The following is a 17,942-nucleotide window of genomic DNA, read 5'->3' as shown; positions in this document are numbered from 1 at the left end:
TTCGAGGAAAAAAAGGATTATGGACTTTCAACTCAAGACCCTCACAGTCGCCCGCGCAGCGGCCGAAAAATCCGACGTCCTGATCGTGCTCGTGGGCAGCGCGCCGCTCGCGTCCAAGGACCCCCTCTCCGTCCAGATCGCGGCCGCCCGCAAGGCCGGCGACCTGCCCGACAAGGCCGGCAAGCTGCTGCCCCTGTACCGGCCCGAGGACGTGGCCGCCGCCCGCGTGGTGCTGGCGGCCATCGGCGACGGCAAGCCGGCCTCGGTGCGCAGCGGCGTGATCGCCGCGGTCAACGCCGCCAAGGCTCAGTCGCCCAAGCGCGTGGTGCTGGCCTTCGCCCAGGACGCCGAACCCGCGGCCGTGGCGAGCGCCGTCATCGCGGCCGCCGACGCCAGCTATGTCTACACCGCCACCAAGTCCAAGGCCGAGCCGCGCAGCATCCGCCAGGTGACCGTGGGCGTGGCCGATGCGGCCACGGTCGGCGCGGCCTTCGAGCAGGCGCGCGCCACCGTCGAGGGCATCGAGTTCGCCAAGGAATGGGGCAACCGCCCCGCCAACCATGCCACGCCGACGATGCTGGCCGAGGCCGCCAAGGGCCTGGGCAAGCTGCCCGGCATCAAGTGCGAGGTGCTCGGTCCCAAGGAGGTCGACAAGCTCGGCATGGGCGCCTTCGCGGCCGTGGCCCAGGGCTCGGCCGAGCCGCTGCGCTTCATCGTGCTGCGCTACCAGGGCGGGTCCAAGGACCAGGCGCCCGTGGTGCTGGTCGGCAAGGGCATCACCTTCGACACCGGCGGCGTCTCGCTCAAGCCGGCGGCCGAAATGGACGAGATGAAGTTCGACATGTGCGGCGCCGCGAGCGTGCTCGGCACCTTCCGCGCGCTGGCCGGCATCAAGCCCGCGATCAACGTGATCGGCCTGATCCCCTCGTGCGAGAACATGAACGACGGCCGCGCCATCAAGCCCGGCGACGTGGTCACCAGCATGAGCGGCCAGACCATCGAGATCCTCAACACCGATGCCGAAGGCCGGCTGATCCTCTGCGACGCGCTGACCTACGCCAAGCGCTTCGACCCCGCCGCCGTGATCGACATCGCGACGCTCACGGGCGCCTGCGTGGTGGCTCTGGGCGGCGTGCGCAGCGGCCTGTTCTCGAGCGACGACGCACTGGCCGCGGCGCTCGAGGCGGCCGGCGAGAGCTCGCAGGACCGCTGCTGGCGCCTGCCGCTCGACGACGAATACGCCGAGGGCCTGAAGACCAACTTCGCCGACGTGGCCAACGTGGCGGGCCGCGCAGGCGGTGCCATCACGGCGGCCAAGTTCCTGCAGCGCTTCACGGCCGACTTCGCCTGGGCGCACCTGGACATCGCCGGCACCGCATGGAAGAGCGGCGCAGCCAAGGGCTCGACCGGCCGACCGGTCGGCCTGCTGGTCTCGTACCTCACGCGCCGCGCGCAGGACGGTGCGACCGGCGCCGGCGAGGGCAAGGCGAAAGCCAAGGCCGAGCGGAAGACGGAGGGCAAGTCCGAGAGCAAGGCGGCGGCCCGCAAGGCGCGTTCGGTGCAGTGACCGACATCGGCTTTCACTACAACGCGCCGGACAAGCTCAGCTACGCCTGCCGGCTCGTGCGCAAGGCCGTCGCCACGCGCGGCATGCGGGTGGTGGTGGTCGGCGAGGCGCAATGGCTCGACGCGATCGACGCCGGCCTCTGGCAACTGGCACCGACCGAGTTCGTCGCCCATTGCCGCGGCGATGCGCCGGCCCACGTGCTGTCGCGCTCGCCGGTGATCCTGGCCGACGAGGGCGCGGAATCGGCCGCGCTGCCGCACCGCGAACTGCTGGTCAATCTCGGTGCGCAGGTGCCCGCGGGCTTCGAGCGCTACGAGCGCCTGATCGACATCGTGAGCAACGAGCCCGACGACCGCCAGATCGGCCGCGCGCGCTGGCGCCACTACGCCGACCGCGGCTACACGATCCAGCCGCACGACTTCGCGAGGAGCGCATCCTGATGGCCACCCCGACCCGCACGCCGCCGCGTTTCGTTCCCACGCTCACGACCGTGCTCGACCTGCCCGCCGAGCCGGTCGCGGCGCATTCGCCGTTGGCGGACAACGCGGGGCCGGATGCCGTCGCGCCGGCCATGCCCGACCCGGCCCAGGCCGTCGCATTGCCGCCCGCGGTGCAGCGTTCCGAGGCCGACATCGTGCGGCTCGAGGAGCAGTTGCTGCACCGTGTCCTGCAGCGCGTGGACTTCTCGCTCGAGGAGCGTTTGAGCGACACCGTGGCAGCCGCCGTGCAGCAGCAACTCGATGCGATGGTGCCGCGTTTGCGCGGCGAAATCGAAGCCGTTTTGCGTGCGCTGGTGATCGAGGCGATGGCCGCCGAACTCTCGGAAAACCCAGGGTCTACGCCAACTTTCGAGGGGTGAAGCTTCAGCTAAACTGCGCGCCAGGTCGGGTGGGCCAAAGCTGGAGGGTTAGGGTGGCCCGGGTCTGCGGCGCGGAACTTGCGAGGTCAGGAGCGCCCGGATCACACGACCGGTTTCTCAATCTCATCATCCATGTTCTGGAGGTTCTCATGCAATTGAAATGGACTGCGGTCGCTCTGGCTGCACTCACGCTGGTGGCTTGCGGCAAGAAAGAAGAAGCTGCGGCACCCGCTGCTGCCCCGGCGCCCACCGCGGCCGCCCCGGCACCCGCTGCACCTCCCGCCGATGCACTGGTCGTGAAGATCGGCCACGTGGCTCCGACCAGCGGTCCGATTGCCCACCTCGGCAAGGACAACGAGTTCGGCGCCAAGATGGCGATCGAGGAACTGAATGCCAAGGGCCTCAAGATCGGCGACAAGGTCGCCAAGTTCGAGCTGGTCGCCGAAGACGACGCAGGCGATCCGAAGCAAGGCACGGCCGTGGCCCAGAAGCTGGTCGACAGCAAGGTCAACGGCGTGGTCGGTCACCTGAACTCGGGCACCACCATCCCCGCCTCGAAGCTCTACAGCGACGCCGGCATCCCCCAGATCTCGCCTTCGGCAACGAACCCCAAGTACACCCGCCAGGGCTTCAAGACCACCTTCCGCGTGGTGGCTGACGACACGCAACTCGGCGGCACGCTGGGCAAGTACGCGGTCGAAACGCTCAAGGGCAAGAACATCGCCGTGATCGACGACCGCACGGCCTACGGCCAGGGCGTCGCCGAAGAATTCGAGAAGTCGGCCAAGGCCGCCGGCGCCACCATCGTGGGCCACGAATTCACCACCGACAAGTCGACCGACTTCAACGCCATCCTGACCAAGCTCAAGGCCGCCAAGCCCGACGTGCTGTTCTTCGGCGGCATGGACGCCGTCGGCGGCCCGATGCTCAAGCAGGTCAAGCAGCTCGGCCTGAACGTCAAGTTCATGGGCGGCGACGGCCTGTGCACCGGCGAACTGCCGAAGCTCGCTGGCGATGCCATCGGCGAAGACATGGTGGTGTGCGCCGAAGCCGGCGGCGTGGACGGCGACTTCAAGCAGCCGCTGGAAGACTTCAAGGCCAAGTTCAAGACCAAGAACGGCGTCGACGTCCAGATCTACGCACCGTACGTCTACGACGCGGTCAACGTGCTGGCCGAAGCGATGGTCAAGGCTGGTTCAGCCGATCCCGAGAAGTACCTGCCCGAAGTGGGCAAGATCCAGTACAAGGGCGTGACCGGCCCGATCGCCTTCGACGAAAAGGGCGACATCAAGGGCGGCGCCCTGACGCTCTACACCTACAAGGGTGGCCAGCGTACGCAGATCGCCGTGGTGCGCTGATCGGCTTCGATCCGCGTTCCAACGAGAAAGGGCCTTCGGGCCCTTTTTTCATGGGCGCTCGAAACGGCGGGGGAGAAGGAAGAGGAGGGCTCCCGCTGCTCAGAGCGGCGCGAGTCCCGAGGGGCGGTCGGTGTTGCAGTACTCGATGAAGGCGTCGAGGTCGCGCGACTTGTCGAACACCGCGTCCGCGCCGAGCGTCTCGCAGCGCGCGCGGATGTCGGCCGTCACGTAGTTGCTCAGCACCACCGCGCGCTGGCCGGGAAGGCGTTCCTTGCAGCCCGCGAGCACGCCCAGGCCCGAGCCTTCCTTGAGGAACAGGTCGACGATCAGCAGCTGCCACTCGGCCGGATGGGCGCGCAGCCACGCCAGCGCTTCGGATTCGGTTTCGGCAAAGCCAACGACTTGGGCATTCACCAGGTCCTCGAGTGCCGGAACCAGGTTGTCCCTGATGGTCTTGTTGTCCTCGACGAGGAACGTGATGAGGGCCATGCCACGGATAGGGTGTGAGAACCAATAGCGTAGCGTGCCGCGCGCGCTTGCTGCGTAGGAGAAAGGAGACGGAGAAACGCGGCGTGTCCCTATTTCATACGATGTCCGCCGCGCTCCGCCGCCGGCGCGCGGGTCGCGTCAGTCAGTCGTTCGCGCGCTTGCCCGTGCCGGGCTCGGCCGCGGTGGCCTGCCGGGCCTCGAGCTTCTTCACGCGGGCCGCGCTCTCGTCGCGCTGGGCCGTGGCCTCGATGCGCTTCTCGATCTCCTCGCTGAGCGCCGCGTTGACCTCGGCGAGCTGCTCGGCCGATTGCGCGAGCTTTTCCTCGAGCTGGCTCGTGTGCGCGATGGCCAGCGCCACCTCGCCCACCTGCACCTCCTCGGGCAGCTCCTGCTCGAGCACCGTGTTGACCACCGCGAGGTTGTCGGAGGCCTTCTGCACGTCGGCGGCGACGCGCTCGGTTTTTTCGAGCGTGCGGTCGAGCGACGTGCTGCCGTGCGGCTTGGTGCTGGGATGTCCTGCCATGCGGCGCCTCCTGGGGAACTGAAAACCTGGGGATCGTACCGCCAGACGGGTCGGGGAGGGCGGTGTGAGGTCTGCGCGGGTCGGTGGGGTGAGTCCGGCGCATCGGTGAGAGCAAGGGGCGCGCCACGCAACAGGCGCCCACAAAAAAGCCCAAGTGCCAATGGCAACTCGGGCTTTCTGCATGTTCGCGAACGGTTGCGAACAAAGACTCTCTGGCGGAGCAGGCGGGATTCGAACCCGCGGAGGGCTATTAACCCTCACACGCTTTCCAGGCGTGCGACTTAAACCGCTCATCCACCGCTCCGAAGCCCACGATTGTAGCAGTCGCCGGGACCGTTTCCGGAAGCCTCAGGCCGTGGGACCCGAGGATTTGCCGGCCTGCACCATGCGCATGGCCGAGGCGATCAGCGCGGCGGTCTCGGTCATGTTGCTCGGCACGATCAGCGTGGTCTTGGAATCGGCCGCGACCTTGCCGTAGGCATCGACCGCGCGTTCGGCCACCTTGAGCTGCACCGCCTGCTCGCCGCCCGGCTGCTGGATCGCGGCCGCCACGCGCTCGATGGCATCGGCCGTCGCGGTGGCCACCGCGGTGATCGCGGCCGCCTCGCCCTGGGCGTTGTTGATCTGGGCCTGCTTCTCGCCCTCGGAGCGCGCGATGAAGGCCTCGCGTTCGCCGGTGGCGATGTTGATCTGCTCCTGGCGCCGGCCCTCGGAGGCCGCGATCAGCGCACGCTTCTCGCGTTCGGCCGTGATCTGCCGCTGCATGGCCTGCAGGATTTCTTTCGGCGGCGTCAGGTCCTTGATCTCGTAGCGCAGCACCTTCACGCCCCAGTTGAGCGCCGCCTCGTCGATGGCCGCGACCACCTGGGCATTGATGACGTCGCGCTCCTCGAAGGTCTTGTCGAGCTCCAGCTTGCCGATCACGCTGCGCAGCGAGGTCTGGGCGAGCTGGGTCACGGCCACGATGTAGTTCGAGGAGCCGTAGCTGGCGCGCATCGGGTCGGTGACCTGGAAGTAGAGGATGCCGTCGACCTGCAGCTGCGTGTTGTCGCGCGTGATGCAGATCTGGCTCGGCACGTCGAGCGGGATTTCCTTCAGGCTGTGCTTGTAGGCCACCCGGTCGATGAACGGGATCAGGAAGTTGGGGCCGGGCGTCATGGTGCCGTGGTACTTGCCCAGGCGCTCGCGCACCCAGGCGTTCTGCTGCGGCACGAACTTCACCGACTGGCTGATGAAGATGATCGCGATGACCAGGATGATGATGGGGACCGAATATTCCATGGCTCTGTACCTTTCCTCTTTCGTTCTCGGGTTCTAGCTAGACCTTGTCGACCACCAGCCGGCTGCCGACGACCTCGACCACGCGGTGTTCGCCGGTGGAGGGCGCATGGCCCGCGCGCTGCACGACGGTCCACTGGGCGCCGCGGTAGCGCACGGTGGCGGTTCCGTCGGGGTTCCATGCCTCGACCTGTACGCTCTCGCCGATGTCGAGATTGAGGTCGCGGTTGGCTTCGGTGGGTGGGGGCGGCGGGCGCTTGCGCTGGATCGAGTACCAGGTCAGCACCGCCACCACGCCGACGACGGCGGCCACGAGCAGTTGCGTGACGGTGCCGAAGCCCAGGTGGGCGGAGATCGCCGCGGCTGCGAATCCGCCGGCCAGCAGCAGCAGGTAGACCGTGCCGGACAGGAGCTCGACCACGATTGCCGTGCCAGCGATCAACCACCAGATCGTGGAATTCGCCATGACATCTCCTCTGTAGTTGTTTCAGGCGACGCCATTCTGAGGCATGCGCTCCGGGCGGCCCGGACTCGCCTGCACTTTGTGGGGGCTCCCGGCGCGGCGGCGAAAAGCGTGTCGCACCGTCATTCGGCGGACATTCGACGCGTCGGCGAATTCTTCATCTGAATTCCGTACACTTCGCGCCTCATTGCCTGTCCCGGAGCTCCGCCCCATGAAATTCCGCTTTCCCATCGTCATCATCGACGAGGACTTCCGCTCCGAGAACACCTCGGGCCTCGGTATCCGCGCGCTCGCGCAGGCCATCGAGACGGAGGGCTTCGAGGTGCTGGGCGTCACGAGCTACGGCGACCTGAGCCAGTTCGCTCAGCAGCAAAGCCGTGCCAGCGCCTTCATCCTGTCGATCGACGACGAGGAATTCACGGTCGGCCCCGACCTAGATCCGGCGGTGCTGAACCTGCGCAATTTCATCGGCGAAGTGCGGCGCAAAAACGCCGACGTGCCGATCTACATCTACGGCGAGACCAAGACCTCGCGCCACATCCCGAACGACATCCTGCGCGAGCTGCACGGCTTCATCCACATGTTCGAGGACACCCCCGAATTCGTGGCGCGCCACATCATCCGCGAGGCCAAGAGCTACCTCGAGGGCGTGCAGCCGCCGTTCTTCAAGGCGCTGATCGACTACGCGGAAGACGGTTCGTACTCGTGGCATTGCCCGGGCCATTCGGGCGGCGTCGCCTTCCTCAAGAGCCCGGTGGGCCAGATGTTCCACCAGTTCTTCGGCGAGAACATGCTGCGCGCCGACGTCTGCAACGCGGTGGAGGAACTGGGCCAGCTGCTCGACCACACCGGCCCGGTGGCGGCCAGCGAGCGCAACGCGGCGCGCATCTTCAATGCCGACCACTGCTTCTTCGTGACCAACGGCACCAGCACCAGCAACAAGATGGTGTGGCACCACACGGTGGCGCCCGACGATGTGGTGGTGGTGGACCGCAACTGCCACAAGTCGATCCTGCACGCGATCATCATGACGGGCGCGATTCCCGTATTCATGAAGCCCACGCGCAACCACTTCGGCATCATCGGCCCGATCCCCAAGAGCGAGTTCGAGCCCGAGGCCATCAAGGCCAAGATCAAGGCCAACCCGCTGCTGGCCGACGTCGATGCCAACAAGGTCAAGCCGCGCGTGATGACGCTCACGCAGTCGACCTACGACGGCGTGATCTACAACACCGAGACCATCAAGAACACGCTCGACGGCTACGTCGACACGCTGCACTTCGACGAGGCCTGGCTGCCGCACGCCGCCTTCCACCCGTTCTACGGCTCCTACCACGCGATGGGCAAGCGCCGCGTGCGGCCGAAGGAATCGCTGGTGTTCGCGACCCAGTCCACGCACAAGCTGCTGGCCGGCATCAGCCAGGCCAGCCACGTGCTGGTGCAGGACTCGCAGAACCGCCAGCTCGACCGCGACCTGTTCAACGAGGCCTACCTGATGCACTCGTCGACCAGCCCGCAGTACGCGATCATCGCGAGCTGCGACGTGGCCGCCGCGATGATGGAGCCGCCCGGCGGCACCGCGCTGGTGGAGGAGAGCATCCTCGAGGCGCTCGACTTCCGCCGCGCCATGCGCAAGGTCGAGGAGGAGTTCGGCAAGGACGAGTGGTGGTTCAAGGTCTGGGGCCCCGAGAAGCTCGTGGACGAGGGCATCGGCGTCCCGGACGACTGGATCATGCACGGCGAGAAGAACGGCAAGAGCCGCTCGAAGAAGTCGCCGCGCAACTGGCACGGCTTCGGCGAGCTGGTCGACGGCTTCAACATGCTCGACCCGATCAAGTCGACCATCGTGACGCCGGGCCTGGACCTCGAGGGCAACTTCGCCGAGACCGGCATTCCCGCCAGCGTGGTGACCAAGTTCCTGGCCGAGCACGGCGTGATCGTCGAGAAGACCGGCCTCTACAGCTTCTTCATCATGTTCACCATCGGCATCACCAAGGGCCGCTGGAACACGCTGCTGACGGCGCTGCAGCAGTTCAAGGACGACTACGCGCGCAACCAGCCGATGTGGCGGATCATGCCGGAGTTCTGCCAGCAGCACACGGGCTACGAGCGCCTCGGCCTGCGCGACCTGTGCCAGCACATCCACCAGCTCTACGCGCGCTACGACGTGGCCCGCCTGACGACCGAGATGTACCTGAGTGACCTCACGCCGGCGATGAAGCCCAGCGACGCCTTCGCCCACATCGCGCACCGCAAGACCGAGCGCGTGGAGATCGACGAGCTCGAGGGCCGCATCACCACCAGCCTGATCACGCCGTACCCGCCGGGCATCCCGCTGCTGATCCCGGGCGAGGTCTTCAACAAGAAGATCGTCGACTACCTGAAGTTCTCGCGCGAGTTCAACACGCAGTGCCCGGGCTTCGAGACCGACATCCACGGCCTGGTCGCGCGCATCGACGAGACGGGCAAGAAGCGCTACTACGCGGACTGCGTGCGGAAGAGCGCCTGAGCGCCGGGGCGCAAAGCCGGCAGGGCGGGCAGGGTGCGAGGGGCGGCTCAGCCGTCCTCGCGCACGCGCATGAAGCGTGCGAAGCGCGGCAGCCCGCCGGCCGTGAGTCCGTTGTAGCGGTAGGTGACCCAGGTGCCGATCGCGGGCGGCTGCTCGCGCTCGGCATCGCTCAGGCCGGTGCCCAGCTTGAAGCGCTGGCCGCCGGGCATCTCGACCAGCAGCGCGCCGAGCCGGTGAGCGTGTTTGCCCTTGCCGGGCACGTAGCCGACCACGCGGGCTTCCGCGTCGTCATGCGTCTTGACCTTGAGCAGGTCGTTGTTGCGCTCGGCACGGTAGAGCGAGGCGCCGCGGTGCAGCATCAGGCCTTCGCCGCCCATCTTCACGGTCTTGTCGAGCAGCGCCTGCAGCGCCTCGGCCGTGGTCGCGCGCTCCTGCGGCACCGCCACCACCCAGGGCGCATCGGTGATCGGCAGCAACTTGCGCAGCACGCCGAGGCGGGCCGTGAAGTCGCCGCCCTGGGCCGGCAGGTCGAACACCATGAACTTCATCTCGTGCCAGGCGACGTCGTTGGGCGTCTGGCTGCGCACCGTCGACACCGCATGCGAGAAGCGTCCGCGGCCGGCCCAGAGCTCGCCGTCGAGCGGCTGCTTGGGCAATGCGGCGGTGAACCAGGCCGGCGCCAGGATGCGCTCGCCGCCGCGCGTGAAGAGCTGCCGGCCGTCCCAGTACGCGCGCACGCCGTCGTACTTCTCGCTGACCCAGTAGTCGGCCAGCGACATGCCCGGCTTGTAGACCTCGGCCAGCATCAGCGCGGGCGCGCCGGCGTGCGCCGGCAAGGTCAGCGCAAAGCCCAGGGTGGCGAGCAGCAGGGAGCGTCGATGGAGCACGGGTGCTATGAAATGAGTAGCTGGAAACGACCGATGGATGCCCATTTGTGGCCGAAGTTCCTTCGCGAGACAAGCGCTGCGCGACCGGCGTGCATCGCCGTCCGACGGGCGCGAGAGCGCGCCCGGGAGCCGTGGTGCTGCTTACTCGGCCATGCCGCCGACGACGTTGCTGAAGCCGCCGTCGACGTAGGTGATCTCGGCCGTCACGCCGCTGGCGAGGTCGCTCAGCAGGAAGGCCGCCACGTTGCCGACTTCCTCGATCGTCACGTTGCGGCGGATCGGCGAGGCCTCGGCCACGGCGCCGAGCATCTTGCCGAAGCCCTTGATGCCGCTGGCCGCGAGCGTCTTGATCGGACCGGCGCTGATGCCGTTGACGCGCACGCCCTTCGGGCCCAGCGAGGCCGCCGTGTAGCGCACCGAGGCCTCGAGCGAGGCCTTGGCCAGGCCCATGGTGTTGTAGTTGGGCAGCGCGCGTTCGGCGCCCAGGTAGGTCAGCGTGAGCAGGGCCGACTTGTCGTTGAGGTAGGGCTGCGCGGCCTTGGCCATGGCCGGGAAGCTGTAGGCGCTGATGTCGTGCGCGATGCGGAAGCCCTCGCGCGACAGGCCCTCGAGGAAATCGCCCGCGATGGCCTCGCGCGGCGCGAAGCCGATGCTGTGCACGAAGCCGTCGAAGGTCGGCCAGACCTGCGACAGGTCGGCGAACAGCTTCTCGATCTGTGCATCGTCGCCGACGTCGCAGTCGAAGATCAGCTTCGAGCCGAAGTCGGCCGCGAACTCGGTGATGCGGTCCTTGAAGCGCTCGCCGACGTAGCTGAAGGCGAGCTCGGCACCCTGTTCATGGCAGGCCTTGGCGATGCCGTAGGCGATGGAGCGGTTGCTCAGCACGCCGGTGATCAGGAGTTTTTTGCCGGAAAGAAAGCCCATGGAGTTGCCTCGTGAAAATCTCGGGGCAGAATTCTCGCATGCGAGGTTGGCTGCTCTGGTTCGGTTTGGCGCTCTCGGCGGCCCCTTCGTGGGCCGCCCATGCGTACGCGCAATTCGGCGACGTCAAGTACGCGCCGGGCTTCACGCACTTCGGCTACGTGAATCCGAACGCCCCCAAGGGCGGTGAATTCAGGCTGGTGCCGCCGACCCGGCCCACCAATTTCGACAAGTTCAATCCGTTCACGCTCAAGGGCACCGGGCCTTCGGGCCTCGGCCAGCTGATGTTCGAGAGCCTGATGACCGGCAACTCGGAGGAGCCGACCACCGCCTACGGCCTGCTGGCCGAAGACATCGACGTGGCGCCCGACGGCCTCTCGGTCACCTTCAGGCTCAACCCCAAGGCCCGCTTCAACGACGGCTCGCCGGTGCTGGCGGCCGACGTGGTCTATTCGTTCCAGACCCTGATCGGCCCGCTCGCGGCCCCGCAGTACAAGACCATCTATGCCGAGGTCAAGAAGGCGAGCGCGCTCGGCGAGCGCACGGTGCGCTTCGACTTCGCGAGCCCGAACCGCGAGCTGCCGCTGGTGGTCGGCGGCATGGCGGTGTTCAGCCGCAAATGGGGTGGCGGCAAGTCCTTCGATCAGATCGTGACCGAGGTGCCGATCGCCTCCGGTCCCTACAGGCCCGCGAGCGACCGCCTGGGCCGCGACATCACCTACGTGCGCCGCGCCGACTACTGGGGCGTCGACCTGCCGGTGCGCAAGGGGATGTTCAACTTCGATCGCGTCGCCTACAAGGTCTACCTCGACGAGACCGCGCGCTTCGAGGGCCTGAAGGCCGGCGAGTTCGACTTCATGCGCGAGTTCGTCTCGCGCAACTGGGCGCGCCAGTACAAGGGCAAGCAGTTCGACAACGGCGAGATCGCCAAACGCGCCTTCGAGAACCACAACCCCGGCGACTTCCAGGGTTACATCTTCAACACGCGCCGCGACAAGTTCAAGGACGTGCGCGTGCGCCAGGCCGTCGCCCTCGCGATGGACTTCGAGTGGCTCAACCGCCAGCTCTTCTACGGCATCTACACCCGCGTGCAGGGCTACTTCCCGAACAGCGACTTCCATGCCGACGGCCTGCCCGGGCCGGACGAGCTGGCGCTGATGGAGCCGCTGCGCGCCAAGCTCAAGCCCGAGGTGTTCGGTCCCGCGCCGGTGCCGGCGAGCACCGATCCGCCCGGCAGCCTGCGCGAGAACCTGCGCAAGGCGAGGGCGCTGCTGGCCGAGGCCGGCTGGACCTACCGCGACGGCGCGCTGCGCAACGCGAAGAACGAGGCCTTCACCATCGAGTTCCTCAACGACCAGCCCTCGCTGATCCGCGTGGCGACGCCGCTGCAGACCGCGCTCAAGAAGCTGGGCATCGAGATGAGCTTTCGCACCGTCGACTTCTCGCTCTCGCAGCAGCGCATGCAGAACTACGACTTCGACATGACTTCGATGCGGCTGCCGGGCAACACCGCGCCGGGCGGCGAACTGTTCGAGCTGTTCGGCTCGAAGTCGGCCGAGACGCCGGGCTCCTCCAACTACTGGGGTATCGCCGATCCGGCGGTCGACGCCATTGTCGGCAAGGTGGTGACGGCCACCACGCGCCCCGAGCTCACCACCGCCTTGCGCGTGCTCGACCGCGTGCTGTCGGCCGGCTACTACTCGATCCCGATGTACTACGGCAGCGCCTTCCTGGTCGGCTACCGGCCGGCCGGCGTGGTGCTGCCGCCGACGATTCCGCCGTACTACGATGTCGGCGATTGGGCCCTCGCGACATGGTGGGCCTCGCCGGCCAACAAGTAGCGCCCGCCGCACGAGAAGAGATCCGGAGCACGACAACCGCATGGCCAGCTACATCCTCAAGCGACTGCTGCTGATGATCCCCACGCTCCTGGGCGTGCTGATCATCACCTTCGGCGTGATCCAGTTCGTGCCGGGCGGTCCGGTCGAGCAGATGGTGGCGCAGTTGCAGGGCCGCGATTCGGGCGGCGAGCGGGCCGCGAGCAGCGGTGCCGGCTACCGCGGCCGCCAGGGCCTCGATCCGCAGCGCATCGAGGAGATCAAGAAGCTCTACGGCTTCGACAAGCCGGCCCACGAACGCCTGTGGACCATGCTCAAGTCCTTCGCGCGCTTCGACCTCGGCACCAGCTTCTACCAGCGCAAGGACGTCTGGGAACTGGTCAAGGAGAAGATGCCGGTCTCGATCAGCCTGGGCCTGTGGACCTTCTTCATCAGCTACCTGATCGCGGTGCCGCTGGGCGTGGCCAAGGCGGTGCGCGCCGGCTCGCGCTTCGACTTCTTCACCACGCTGATCGTGCTGGTGGGCTATGCCATCCCGGGCTTCGTGCTCGGCGTGGCGCTGCTGGTGATCTTCGGCGGCCAGTTGCAGTGGTTCCCGCTGCGCGGCCTCACCTCGCCGAACTGGGAAAGCCTGAGCTGGGGCGCGCGCATCGTCGACTACCTCTGGCACATCGCGCTGCCGGTCACGGCGATGGTGATCGGCAGCTTCGCCGTGACAGCGATGCTGACCAAGAACTCCTTCCTCGAGGAGATCCGCAAGCAGTACGTGCTGACCGCGCGCGCCAAGGGCCTCGCCGAGCGGCAGGTGCTCTGGAAGCACGTGTTCCGCAACGCGCTGATCCCGATCATCACGGGCTTCCCGGCCGCCTTCATCGGCGCCTTCTTCACCGGCTCGCTGCTGATCGAGACCCTGTTCACGCTCGACGGCCTGGGCCTGCTGAGCTACGAGAGCGTGATCCGGCGCGACTACCCGGTGGTGCTGGGCACGCTCTACCTGTTCACGCTGATCGGGTTGGTGACCAAGCTGATTTCCGATCTCTGCTACGTCTGGGTCGATCCGAGGGTGAAGTTTGACTGAATCGATGCCCACTCCCGCCGCGCCGCGTCCGCCGGCCAAGTCGGACAGCCCGGGCCGGCGCGCCTGGCGCCGTTTCCGCCGCAATCCGCTGGGCTTCTGGAGCCTGGTCCTGTTCTCCGTGCTGGTGGTGCTGAGCCTGTTCGCCGAACTGCTGTCCACCGACAAGCCGCTGGTGGTGCGCTACGAGGGCCAGACCTACTTCCCGGTGCTGCGCGACTACTCCGAGAAGACCTTCGGCGGCGACTTCGAGACCCCGGCCGACTACCTCGATCCCTTCATCCGCGACCGCATCACGGCCGGTGCCAACTGGGCGCTCTACGCACCCAATCCCTACGGCCCGCGCACGCTCAACTACTTCGCGAAGCAGCCCAATCCAGCCGCGCCCTCGGGCGAGAACCTGCTGGGCACCGACGACCGCGGGCGCGACCTGCTGGCGCAATTGATCTACGGCTTTCGCGTCAGCGTGCTGTTCGCGCTGGCGCTCACGGTCGTGGGCGTGGTGCTGGGCATCGCCATCGGCGCGATCCAGGGCTTCTTCGCGGGCAAGACCGACCTGTTCCTGCAGCGGCTGCTCGAGATCTGGGGATCGATGCCCGAGCTCTACCTGCTGATCATCTTCAGCGCCATCTTCACGCCCAGCGTGCTGCTGCTGCTGGTGCTGCTGAGCCTGTTCGGCTGGATGGCGCTGGCCGACTACGTGCGCGCCGAGTTCCTGCGCAACCGCCAGATGGACTACGTGCGCGCCGCGCGCGCTCTCGGCGTGAGCAACCTGCAGATCATGCGGCGCCACATCCTGCCCAACAGCATGGTGCCGGTCGTCACCTTCCTGCCGTTCCGCATGAGCGCGGCGATCCTCGCGCTGACCTCGCTCGACTTCCTCGGGCTCGGCGTGCCGCCGGGCACGCCCTCGCTGGGCGAGCTGCTCAACCAAGGCAAGGCGAACATCGACGCCTGGTGGATCTCGATGTCCACCTTCGGCGTGCTGGTCTTCACCCTGATGCTGCTGACCTTCATGGGCGACGCGCTGCGCGACGCCCTCGATCCACGGAAGGCCGACAAGTGAAGCCGGGCGCAATCTCCCTCGCGGCCGGCGCGCCGCTGCTCGACGTGCGCGGCCTGCGCGTGGCCTTCGGTGGCAAGCCGGTGGTGCACGGCGTCGATTTCCGGATCGCGGCCGGCGAGAAGTTCGCGCTGGTGGGCGAGTCGGGCTCGGGCAAGACCGTCACCGCGCTGTCGCTGCTGCGGCTGGTGCAGAACGCCGAGCTCTCGGGTTCGGCGCGGCTGTTCGATGCCGAGCGTGCACAGGACGGACGTGACCTGCTGTCGATCCCCGAGCGCGAGCTGCGCGGCATCCGCGGCAAGGAGATCGCGATGATCTTCCAGGAGCCGATGACCGCGCTCAACGCGCTCTACAGCGTGGGCGACCAGATCGCCGAGGTGCTGCAGCTGCACGAGGGCCTGCCGGCGCGCGCCGCGCAGGAGGCCGCGGTGCAGCTGCTGGCCGACACCGGCATTCCCGAGCCGGCGCGGCGCGCGCGCGCGCTGCCGCACCAGCTCTCGGGCGGCCAGCGCCAGCGCGCCATGATCGCCATGGCGCTGGCCTGCCGGCCGCGCCTGCTGCTGGCCGACGAACCGACCACCGCGCTCGACGTGACGGTGCGCGCGCAGATCCTCGCGCTGCTGGCCGAGCTGCAGCGCAAGTACGGCATGGCGGTGCTGCTGATCACCCACGACCTGAACCTGGTGCGGCACTTCGCCGACCGCGTCGCGGTGATGGAGCAGGGCCACATCGTCGAGCACGGCCCGGTCGCGGGCGTGTTCGAGGCGCCGCAGCATCCCTACACGCGCAAGCTGATCGACAGCCATCCCACGCGCGACGTGACGCCCGCGCCGGCACGCCCCGACGCGGCGCCGATCCTCTCGGCCACGGGCTTGCGCGTGAGCTACCCGGTGCCCAAGCCGGGTTTCGCCGGCTGGTTCGGCAAGGGCGAGTTCGTGGCGGTGCAGGGCGCCGATTTCCGCATCGCGCCCGGCGAAACCCTGGGCGTGGTCGGCGAGTCGGGCTCGGGCAAGTCGACCCTGGCGCTGGCCGCGCTGGGGCTGCTGCGCTTCCAGGGCGCGCTCAAGGTCGAGGGGCAGGGCTGGGGGCAGGGCCAGGCGTCGGACCTCGCGCTGCGGCGCGCGATGCAGGTGGTGTTCCAGGACCCGTTCTCCTCGCTCTCGCCGCGCATGACCGTCGAGCAGATCGTCGGCGAGGGCCTGCTGGTGCACGCGCCCGAGCTCAAGGCCGCCGACCGGCGCGCGCGCGCGCTGCAGGCGCTGGCCGACGTCGGGTTGACCGAGGCGCAGTTCCCCGCGCTGCTCGACCGCTATCCGCACGAGTTCTCGGGCGGGCAGCGGCAGCGGCTGGCGATCGCGCGCGCGCTGATCGTCGATCCGCGCCTGCTGGTGCTCGACGAGCCCACCAGCGCGCTCGACGTCACGATCCAGAAGCAGGTGCTGGGGCTGCTGCAGCGGCTGCAGCGCGAGCGCGGGCTGAGCTATCTGCTGATCACGCACGACGTGGAGGTGATCCGCGCCATGGCGCACCAAGTCATCGTCATGAAGGACGGGGCGATCCTCGAATCGGGCCCGGTCGACCGGGTGCTCGATGCGCCCGAACACCCCTACACGCAGAAACTGGTGGCCGCCGCGCAACTGGCCTGACGGCGAACACGACCACAACAACGAGCATTGCGCGAAAAGATGTCGGAAATCGGACAAGACAGGCGCGGCGCCTGGCGGGCGGCGCTCGCCTGCATGGTGACGCTGGCGGTGGCCATGGGGCTGGGGCGCTTCGCCTTCACGCCGATGCTGCCGATCATGCTGCACGAGGGCAAGCTCGAGCTCGAGGCCGGCGGGCTGCTGGCTTCGCTCAACTACCTCGGCTATTTCGTTGGCGCGGTGAGCTGTGCCGCCATCGGCGTGCGCGCCAAGACCATGGTGCGCGGCGGCCTGCTGGCCACCGCCGTGCTGCTGATCGGCATGGGGCTGCTGCACAGCTTCGGTGCCTGGGGCGTGCTGCGCGCGGCGGCCGGCGTGATGAGCGCCTGGGTTTTCGTGTTCGCCTCGAGCTGGGGCCTGCGCCGGCTGGCCGAAACCCGCTCGCCGGCGCTCGGCGGCGTGATCTACACCGGCCCGGGCGTCGGCATCGCCATGACGGGGCTGCTGGGCGGGGCGCTCGGCCGCTGGGGATCGGAAACCGGCTGGATCGGCCTGGGCCTGCTGGCGCTGGTGCTGATCGCGGTGATCTGGCGTGTCTTCAACGACGGCGAGCAGGTAGTGGCCGGCGGGGCGGCGCCCGCGCCCGCCGCGGCGCCGAGCGCGCGGGATTCGGCCGCGGCGCGCACCGATGCGATCTGGCTGGTCGCGCTCTACGGGCTGGCGGGCTTCGGCTACATCATCACCGCCACCTTCCTGCCGGTGATCGCGCGCCAGGCGCTGCCGGGTTCGTTCTGGCCCGACTATTTCTGGCCGCTGTTCGGCGCGGCCATCATCCCGGGCGCCCTGATCGGCGCGCGCGCGCCGGTGCACTGGGACAACCGGCTGCTGCTGGCGATCGCCTATGCGCTGCAGGCGGTCGGGGTGGTGCTGTCGGTGGCCTGGCCCAGCGTGGTCGGCTTCGCCCTCGGCAGCCTGCTGCTGGGCATGCCGTTCACCGCGATCACGCTGTTCGCGGTGCGCGACGCGCGCCGGCTGCGCGGCAACGCGGCGGCCGGGCTGATCGGCTATGCCACCGCCTCGTACGGCGTGGGACAGATCATCGGCCCGCTGTTCGCGGCGCCGCTGGCGCAGCGCACCGGTTCGTTCCAGATCCCGCTGCTGGTGGCGGCGGCCGCGCTGGCGCTGGGCGCGGTGCTTTTCGCGGCTGTCTGGGCACGTTCCAGGCGCGTCGCCGCCGCCCGCGAAAGGGCCGCCATGCCCTGAGCTGCGAACGGGTGTGGCCCGTGTGCAGAAGTGCCCCTTCATTTATCACAGAAGTGGCATATAATTCGAGGCTCACGACCAAACGGGCGGGTACCAACCGCCCGTTTTTTTTGGTCCATCCGTTCTCGGATCGCTGGGCAAGACCCGGTTTCTCACGGATTTTTTTATCGATCGCGCGGTACCTGGCGGGCGGGTCCTGCGCATCG

Annotated in this window: 16 protein-coding genes and 1 tRNA gene; 10 read left to right on the top strand and 7 right to left on the bottom strand. The window is 68.1% G+C overall.

The window, feature by feature from the left end; all coding sequences use genetic code 11:
• The first annotated feature begins 19 nt into the window (after positions 1–19).
• The 4 genes from AC07RV_RS10430 (at position 20) to AC07RV_RS10415 (ending at position 3,784) form a co-directional block, all read left to right on the top strand.
• Positions 20–1,567 (top strand): leucyl aminopeptidase, encoded by a 1,548-nt coding sequence (locus tag AC07RV_RS10430; protein WP_296787820.1) that lies wholly within the window; start codon positions 20–22, stop codon positions 1,565–1,567.
• Complete coding sequence (locus tag AC07RV_RS10425) at positions 1,564–2,007, top strand: DNA polymerase III subunit chi (protein ID WP_093341733.1); 444 nt, start codon at positions 1,564–1,566, stop codon at positions 2,005–2,007. Before AC07RV_RS10430 ends, AC07RV_RS10425 begins: the two co-directional genes overlap by 4 nt.
• The gene (locus AC07RV_RS10420) at positions 2,007–2,426 is read left to right on the top strand and encodes a hypothetical protein (RefSeq protein WP_296787823.1); all 420 of its coding nucleotides are present in this window, start codon (positions 2,007–2,009) and stop codon (positions 2,424–2,426) included. Before AC07RV_RS10425 ends, AC07RV_RS10420 begins: the two co-directional genes overlap by 1 nt.
• 149 nt (positions 2,427–2,575) lie before the next feature.
• Positions 2,576–3,784 carry a branched-chain amino acid ABC transporter substrate-binding protein gene (locus tag AC07RV_RS10415; RefSeq protein ID WP_093341737.1) on the top strand — a complete coding sequence of 403 codons (1,209 nt, stop codon included), beginning with the start codon at positions 2,576–2,578 and terminating at the stop codon, positions 3,782–3,784.
• Positions 3,785–3,883: 99 nt separating this feature from the next.
• On the opposite strand, the gene AC07RV_RS10410 is transcribed toward AC07RV_RS10415, so the two are convergent.
• The 5 genes from AC07RV_RS10410 to AC07RV_RS10390 form a co-directional block, all read right to left on the bottom strand.
• Positions 3,884–4,273 carry a response regulator gene (locus AC07RV_RS10410; RefSeq protein WP_093341739.1) on the bottom strand — a complete coding sequence of 130 codons (390 nt, stop codon included), beginning with the start codon at positions 4,271–4,273 and terminating at the stop codon, positions 3,884–3,886.
• Positions 4,274–4,415: 142 nt separating this feature from the next.
• Positions 4,416–4,796, bottom strand: a complete 381-nt coding sequence (locus AC07RV_RS10405; protein ID WP_093341741.1) for a hypothetical protein — start codon at positions 4,794–4,796, stop codon at positions 4,416–4,418.
• A gap of 213 nt (positions 4,797–5,009) precedes the next feature.
• Positions 5,010–5,100 (bottom strand) — tRNA-Ser (locus tag AC07RV_RS10400).
• A gap of 44 nt (positions 5,101–5,144) precedes the next feature.
• On the bottom strand, positions 5,145–6,077 hold the full coding sequence (locus AC07RV_RS10395) for an SPFH domain-containing protein (protein ID WP_093341743.1): 933 nt from the start codon (positions 6,075–6,077) through the stop codon (positions 5,145–5,147).
• 37 nt (positions 6,078–6,114) lie between these two features.
• Positions 6,115–6,540: an NfeD family protein gene (locus tag AC07RV_RS10390; protein ID WP_093341745.1), complete on the bottom strand. Its 426-nt coding sequence runs from the start codon at positions 6,538–6,540 to the stop codon at positions 6,115–6,117.
• Between the two features lie 208 nt (positions 6,541–6,748).
• Between AC07RV_RS10390 and AC07RV_RS10385 the strand changes: the two genes are divergently transcribed.
• A complete protein-coding gene (locus AC07RV_RS10385; RefSeq protein WP_093341746.1) occupies positions 6,749–9,046 on the top strand; it encodes an arginine/lysine/ornithine decarboxylase in 2,298 nt (765 codons plus the stop codon).
• A 47-nt stretch (positions 9,047–9,093) separates the two neighbouring features.
• Here the strand turns inward: AC07RV_RS10385 and AC07RV_RS10380 are convergent, their stop codons facing one another.
• Together AC07RV_RS10380 and fabI are read right to left on the bottom strand one after the other, a co-directional pair.
• Positions 9,094–9,933: a DNA ligase gene (locus tag AC07RV_RS10380; protein WP_296787828.1), complete on the bottom strand. Its 840-nt coding sequence runs from the start codon at positions 9,931–9,933 to the stop codon at positions 9,094–9,096.
• 141 nt (positions 9,934–10,074) lie between these two features.
• Positions 10,075–10,857 carry an enoyl-ACP reductase FabI gene (gene fabI, locus AC07RV_RS10375; protein ID WP_208508713.1) on the bottom strand — a complete coding sequence of 261 codons (783 nt, stop codon included), beginning with the start codon at positions 10,855–10,857 and terminating at the stop codon, positions 10,075–10,077.
• A gap of 38 nt (positions 10,858–10,895) precedes the next feature.
• Here fabI and AC07RV_RS10370 point away from each other — a divergent pair, with 38 nt between their 5' ends.
• From AC07RV_RS10370 to AC07RV_RS10350, 5 genes are read left to right on the top strand one after another with little or no spacing between them, the layout of a single operon-like run.
• A complete protein-coding gene (locus AC07RV_RS10370) occupies positions 10,896–12,695 on the top strand; it encodes an extracellular solute-binding protein (RefSeq protein ID WP_296787831.1) in 1,800 nt (599 codons plus the stop codon).
• Positions 12,696–12,735: 40 nt separating this feature from the next.
• Positions 12,736–13,770, top strand: a complete 1,035-nt coding sequence (locus AC07RV_RS10365; RefSeq protein ID WP_093341754.1) for a microcin C ABC transporter permease YejB — start codon at positions 12,736–12,738, stop codon at positions 13,768–13,770.
• A gap of 4 nt (positions 13,771–13,774) precedes the next feature.
• Positions 13,775–14,833 (top strand): ABC transporter permease, encoded by a 1,059-nt coding sequence (locus AC07RV_RS10360; RefSeq protein WP_093341756.1) that lies wholly within the window; start codon positions 13,775–13,777, stop codon positions 14,831–14,833.
• Positions 14,830–16,476, top strand: a complete 1,647-nt coding sequence (locus AC07RV_RS10355; protein WP_296787834.1) for an ABC transporter ATP-binding protein — start codon at positions 14,830–14,832, stop codon at positions 16,474–16,476. Before AC07RV_RS10360 ends, AC07RV_RS10355 begins: the two co-directional genes overlap by 4 nt.
• A gap of 39 nt (positions 16,477–16,515) precedes the next feature.
• Positions 16,516–17,736 carry a YbfB/YjiJ family MFS transporter gene (locus AC07RV_RS10350; RefSeq protein ID WP_296787837.1) on the top strand — a complete coding sequence of 407 codons (1,221 nt, stop codon included), beginning with the start codon at positions 16,516–16,518 and terminating at the stop codon, positions 17,734–17,736.
• The last annotated feature ends 206 nt before the right edge of the window (positions 17,737–17,942 follow it).

The organism is Variovorax sp. GW821-FHT09B01, from assembly GCF_059418345.1.
This window is presented reverse-complemented; position numbering and strand designations above follow the sequence as displayed.